This window comes from Corallococcus sp. CA049B (genome assembly GCF_003611685.1).
Classification (GTDB): domain Bacteria; phylum Myxococcota; class Myxococcia; order Myxococcales; family Myxococcaceae; genus Corallococcus; species Corallococcus coralloides.
Map to the genome: position 1 here is coordinate 1 of NZ_RAWC01000360.1, position 4,995 is coordinate 4,995.

Annotated in this window: 5 protein-coding genes; 3 read left to right on the plus strand and 2 right to left on the minus strand. The window is 68.9% G+C overall.

Annotated features, from left to right (window positions below; all coding sequences use genetic code 11):
• The first annotated feature begins 371 nt into the window (after positions 1-371).
• Positions 372-2,216, plus strand: a complete 1,845-nt coding sequence (locus D7W82_RS38360; RefSeq protein ID WP_120622994.1) for an acyl-CoA dehydrogenase — start codon at positions 372-374, stop codon at positions 2,214-2,216.
• A gap of 103 nt (positions 2,217-2,319) precedes the next feature.
• On the opposite strand, the gene D7W82_RS38365 is transcribed toward D7W82_RS38360, so the two are convergent.
• Both D7W82_RS38365 and D7W82_RS38370 read right to left on the minus strand, forming a co-directional pair.
• A complete protein-coding gene (locus tag D7W82_RS38365; RefSeq protein WP_120622995.1) occupies positions 2,320-2,775 on the minus strand; it encodes a biopolymer transporter ExbD in 456 nt (151 codons plus the stop codon).
• A gap of 15 nt (positions 2,776-2,790) precedes the next feature.
• The gene (locus D7W82_RS38370; protein ID WP_120622996.1) at positions 2,791-3,522 is read right to left on the minus strand and encodes a MotA/TolQ/ExbB proton channel family protein; all 732 of its coding nucleotides are present in this window, start codon (positions 3,520-3,522) and stop codon (positions 2,791-2,793) included.
• A 42-nt stretch (positions 3,523-3,564) separates the two neighbouring features.
• On the opposite strand from D7W82_RS38370, the gene D7W82_RS38375 reads away from it, so the two are divergent.
• On the plus strand, positions 3,565-4,395 hold the full coding sequence (locus D7W82_RS38375) for a DUF4292 domain-containing protein (protein WP_120622997.1): 831 nt from the start codon (positions 3,565-3,567) through the stop codon (positions 4,393-4,395).
• A gap of 59 nt (positions 4,396-4,454) precedes the next feature.
• Positions 4,455-4,995 (plus strand): general secretion pathway protein GspE (locus tag D7W82_RS38380; protein WP_120622998.1); only part of this gene is annotated, 541 nt, incomplete at its 3' end.

Sequence of the window (4,995 nt, forward strand, 5' to 3'; positions counted from 1 at the left end):
CCAGCGCCCCGCCGCCCGCCGCCCCGGAACGCGACCGGGACGAGGACGACGAGGACGATGACGAGGAGACGGGCGAGCCCCGCTCCGGCGCCTCGTCCAAGAAGACCGCCCCCCGGGAGAAGCCGGCCGCCAAGACGGCGTCCCTCCCGGCCGCGAAGAAGGCCAAGAAGTAGGCTTTCCAGGGGCGTTCCAAGGCGAAATCCCGCGTTCGAGAAGGGCGGCTTCGACCGCTCGTCAACGCGGGGTGTCATCTTGGGTTGACTCAAAAATCAGTCGACGCCACACTTCCTGCGTCACATGGGCCGCTGACCCTGGCTTTTTCCCGCCCTGCGGGAAGCAGGCAGGCAGCGAGCCCCTACGCAGGAGTGGCCATGTCCGCCGGCATCAACACCTACAAGACCGACCTTCGAGAGATCTTCTTCACGCTGTTCGAGCAGTTCGGCTTCGGCCAGGTGGCGGGCACGGCCCCCTACGACGCCTGGGGTCCGGACGAGGCGAAGGCGGTCCTCACGGAGACGTACCGCTTCGCGCGCGAGGTGCTGGGGCCCCTCAACTCGGTCGGTGACCGTGAGGGCTGCCGGGTGGAGAACGGCTCCGTCTACACGCCCAAGGGCTTCAAGGACGCGTGGGGCAAGCTCTACGAGCAGGGCTTCAAGACGGTGGCGGTGAGCCCCGACCACGGCGGCCAGGGCGCGCCGATGATGCTCCAGGTGACGGTGGAGGAGATCCTCTCCGGCGCCAACACGGCCTTCAACATGTACCCGGGCCTGGCGTTCGGCGCGGCGGAGGTCATCGCCGAGTGTGGCACCCCCGCGCAGCAGAAGCAGTTCGTGGAGCGCATGCTCAACGGCACGTGGGGCGGCACCATGTGCCTCACCGAGCCGCACGCCGGCTCCGACGTGGGCGCCGCCAAGTCCACCGCGAAGCGCAACGCGGACGGCACCTACAGCATCAAGGGCACCAAGATCTTCATCTCCGGCGGCGACCATGACATGGCCGGGAACATCATCCACCTGGTGCTCGCGCGCATTGACGGCGCGCCGGTGGGCACCAAGGGCCTGTCGCTGTTCATCGTCCCCAAGCTGCGCATCAACGCGGACGGCTCCGCGGGCCAGTCCAACGACGTCACGGTGGCGTCCATCGAGCACAAGATGGGCATCAACGGCTCGGCCACCTGTGTCCTCAACTTCGGTGAGAACGACGGCTGTCTGGGCGAGCTCGTGGGCACGGTCGAGCACGTGGGCATGAGCCAGATGTTCAAGATGATGAACGGCGCGCGCATCGCCGTGGGCATCCAGGGCGTGAGCCTGGCGTCGGCCGCGTACTACAACGCGCTCGACTACGCGAAGGACCGCAAGCAGGGCTCCCACTTCACCAAGTGGAAGGACCCGTCCGCGCCGCGCGCCTCCATCATCGAGCACCCGGACGTCCGCCGCATGCTGCTGGACATCAAGGCGCACGTGGAGGGCATCCGCGCGCTGGTCATCAAGCTGGCCATGCACCTGGACAAGGCGAAGCAGCTGGCGGGCAAGGACGACGACGCCGCCACCTACCACAAGGGCCAGGTGGAGGTGCTGACGCCGCTGGTGAAGTCCTACGGCTCGGATCAGGCCTTCCGCCTCTGCGCGCAGGCCATCCAGGTGTACGGCGGCGCCGGCTACATCCAGGACTACCCGGTGGAGCAGTACACGCGCGACTCGAAGATCTTCTCCATCTACGAGGGCACCAACCACATCCAGGCCATGGACCTGGTCGGCCGCAAGATGGGCCAGGCGGGCGGCGCGCACTTCCAGCAGTTCATGGGCGACGTCGGCAGCTTCGTGGAAGCGCACCGCGAGCACCCGGTGCTGGGCGAGGCCGTGAAGACGCTGGCGGGCGCGCAGGAAGGCCTGATGTCCAGCGCGATGGCGCTGTTCGGCTGGTCGCAGGACGCGGGCCGCTTCCCGCTCATCCCCCTGTCCGCCAACCGCTTCCTCAACATGATGTCCGAGGTCGCCGTGGGCTGGCTGCTCCTGGACGCGGCCGTCATCGCGGAGAAGGCCGCCGCCAGCGTGAGCGCGGACCACCCGGACAAGGCGTTCTACGAGGGCAAGAAGTTCAGCGCCCTGTGGTACGCGCGCAACGTGCTGCCCAACGTGGAGTACGCCGCGCGCCTCATCGCCACCGAGGACACGTCCCCCATGGACATCACCGACGCGGCGTTCGGCGGCGTCTGAAGCGGAACCTGAAGTCCTGAAATGAAGAAGGCCCTCCGGCAGGTGACGCGCCGGGGGGCCTTTCCTTTTCAAGCCTGAGCCTGGTTGCCTTGGCGCACGCCGACTAGTCGCCTTCGCGCACGCCGATGGCCAGCTGCGCGAGGCCGGCCTTCTTCGCCAGCTCCATCACCTGCACCACGGTGCCGTGGGGGACGCCTTCGTCCGCCTGGACAATCACCACGGTGTCTGGGTTCTGGTTCTTCGCGGTGTCGAAGGCCTGCTTCAGCTCGGCCTCCGCGACGACGTTGCCCGCGAGCACGAAGCGGCCGTCCGCCAGCACCGCCACGGACAGGTCCGTGGTGCGCGCGGTGACGTCCGCGGCGCCGCCCTTGGGCAGGTTCACCTTGAGGCCCGCCTTGGCGCCGCCGCCCGGGCCCTGCTGGGTGATGACCGAGCTGGTCACCATGAAGATGATGAGCAGCACGAGCATCACGTCCGTCAGCGGCGTGATGTTGATCTCCGCGAAGCCCGCGCCCTCCACCTCGTCGTCGCCCGAGCCGGGCGTCTTTCCCATGGCCATGGTGGGCGTGTCTCCTTACGAGGCGGGCTGCGGATCCGGGCGGGGAGCAGGCGGCGCCGCGCCCTCGCGCGGGGGCGGCGTGGCTTCCGGCAGCGGGCCGCCGGCGGAGCGCTCCTTGAGGACCTCCGCGAACTCGTCGCCCAACAGGCGCAGCTCCACCAGCACGCGGGACAGCCGGGCCTGGAAGTAGTTGTAGAAGACCATCGCCTGCACGGCGACGAGGATGCCCACGGCGGTGGCGACGAGCGCCTCGGAGATGCCCGTCATCACGGCCGCGGAGCCGCCGGTGCCGCCGGCCTCCACGTCCACGCCCAGGTCCTTGAAGGAGCGCATGATGCCGGCCACGGTGCCGAAGAGGCCCACGAAGGGCGTCGTCGAACCGATGGTGGCGAGCAGCCACAGGTTGCGCCGCAGCTTGAGCCCCACCTGGGCGCGCTCGCGCTCCACGGCGGACTCGATGCCGTTGCCACCGGAGGAGCGGGAGCGTTCCCAGCGGTCGAACCCGGCGAGGAAGATGTCGGCCGCCACGGCGTCGGAGCGCTCGGCGGCGGTGCGGGCGGCGGCCACGTCACCCCGGAGGAGGTGCTTCTGGACGATCTCCCCCAGGTTGCGGGAGCGCTCGCTCACGCCCCAGAGGGCGATGAGCCGCTCGATGGCCACGCCCAGGGCCACCACGGAGGCGCCCAGGAGGAGGGCGAGGGTGACGCCGCCCAGGCGAAGGTAATGAAGTAGATCGTTCAGGCTCATGATGGATGACCGGGCAGGCGGCCCTGGCTCACACTAGGACATATGAACCGCGCAGCCGCCGCAATCTTCCTGGTCCTCCTCTGTTCGGCCTGCCCCAAACGTCTCGAGTTCGGTCCGGAGGGCCGCATCGAGGACGCCCAGACGCTCTACCAGCACGTGCGCGAGCGGCAGGCGAAGGTGGTGAACCTGGAGGGTGACGCCAAGCTGCACGTGGACTCGCCCCAGGGCAGCGGCACACTCTCCACGTACCTCTCCATCACCCGTCCGGCCCTCATCCACCTGGAGACCTACGACTTCTTCAACCGCCCGGTGGCCTCGCTCGTGTCCAACGGTGAGCGCTTCGGCATCTACCAGGCAGGGGAGAACACGTACCTCCAGGGCCCGGCCAGCGCGGAGAACGTGTCCCGCTTCCTGCCTGTCGTCCTGCCGAGCGAGGAGCTGGTGGCGGTGATGCTGGGGCAGGTCCCCCTCCTGCCGCCGGAGTCCATGACCCTGGAGCTGGACGAGAAGGAGCGCGTGTACGTGCTCAAGCTCCAGCGGGGACCGGCGACACAGACACTGCGCGTGGATCCCAAGCACCTGCGCGTGGTGAAGAGCGAGGTCCGGGGCGTGCCGGGCTACGACCTGGCCTTCGAGGACTTCGAGCTGCGGGACGACCAGCTCTTTCCCAACAAGGTGCACCTGGTCGCCGCCTCGGCGGGCACGAAGCTGGACCTGAAGTACACGGACATCCGCCTCAACGGCCGCCCGGACCTGACGCTCTATGAGCTGGGCGCGCCCGAGGGGGCGAAGGTGGTGGACGTCGACGCGCGGGGCCAGGAGGTCCGCCCGGAGGGGCCGGTGTCCCGGCCGCCCCCCGCGCCGGGTTCCTGAGCTTCCAGGCGTCGAAAGGCAGCGTCCCGGCGCAAACCGGGTACTATGGCGCGCACGACATGGCACAGATCAAGCTTGGAGAACTGCTGATCAAGGCGAACGTCCTGCAGGAGAGCCAGCTCAAGGCGGCGCTCGCCGAGCAGGCCAAGTGGGGCGGGAAGCTGGGCGAGATCCTCGTCCGCATGAACCTCGTCTCCGAGGACATCCTCGTGCGCGCCTTGTCGAAGCAGCTGGGCATGCCGGCGGTGAACCTGGACTCCGTGCAGATGGTTCCGCCGCACGTGAAGGCCAAGATTCCGGCGCAGACGGCGCGCGACTTCTCCGTGGTGCCGCTGCAGCTGCGCGACGACGGCAAGACGCTGGTGGTCGCCATGTCGGACCCGCTCAACGTGCGGGTGCTGGACGAGCTGCGGGCCCTGTCCAAGTGCCGCATCGTGGCCAACGTGGCCGGGCGCACCTCCGTGGCGCGGGCGTTCGCGCGCCTCTACGAGGAGACGGCGGAGCTGGAGGACGCGGACACCAACTTCAAGGTGGTGGACGCGCAGGGCCGCACCGTCGTGAAGAACCTCAAGGACCTGGACCCGGCCGCCGCCGTCGCCA

What these genes read in the sequence shown, in the direction of transcription:
- D7W82_RS38360 (WP_120622994.1), top strand. Translation starts at nt 372, where the DNA reads ATGTCCGCCGGCATCAACACCTACAAGACCGACCTTCGAGAGATCTTC.
- D7W82_RS38365 (WP_120622995.1), bottom strand. Translation starts at nt 2,775, where the DNA reads ATGGCCATGGGAAAGACGCCCGGCTCGGGCGACGACGAGGTGGAGGGC.
- D7W82_RS38370 (WP_120622996.1), bottom strand. Translation starts at nt 3,522, where the DNA reads ATGAGCCTGAACGATCTACTTCATTACCTTCGCCTGGGCGGCGTCACC.
- D7W82_RS38375 (WP_120622997.1), top strand. Translation starts at nt 3,565, where the DNA reads ATGAACCGCGCAGCCGCCGCAATCTTCCTGGTCCTCCTCTGTTCGGCC.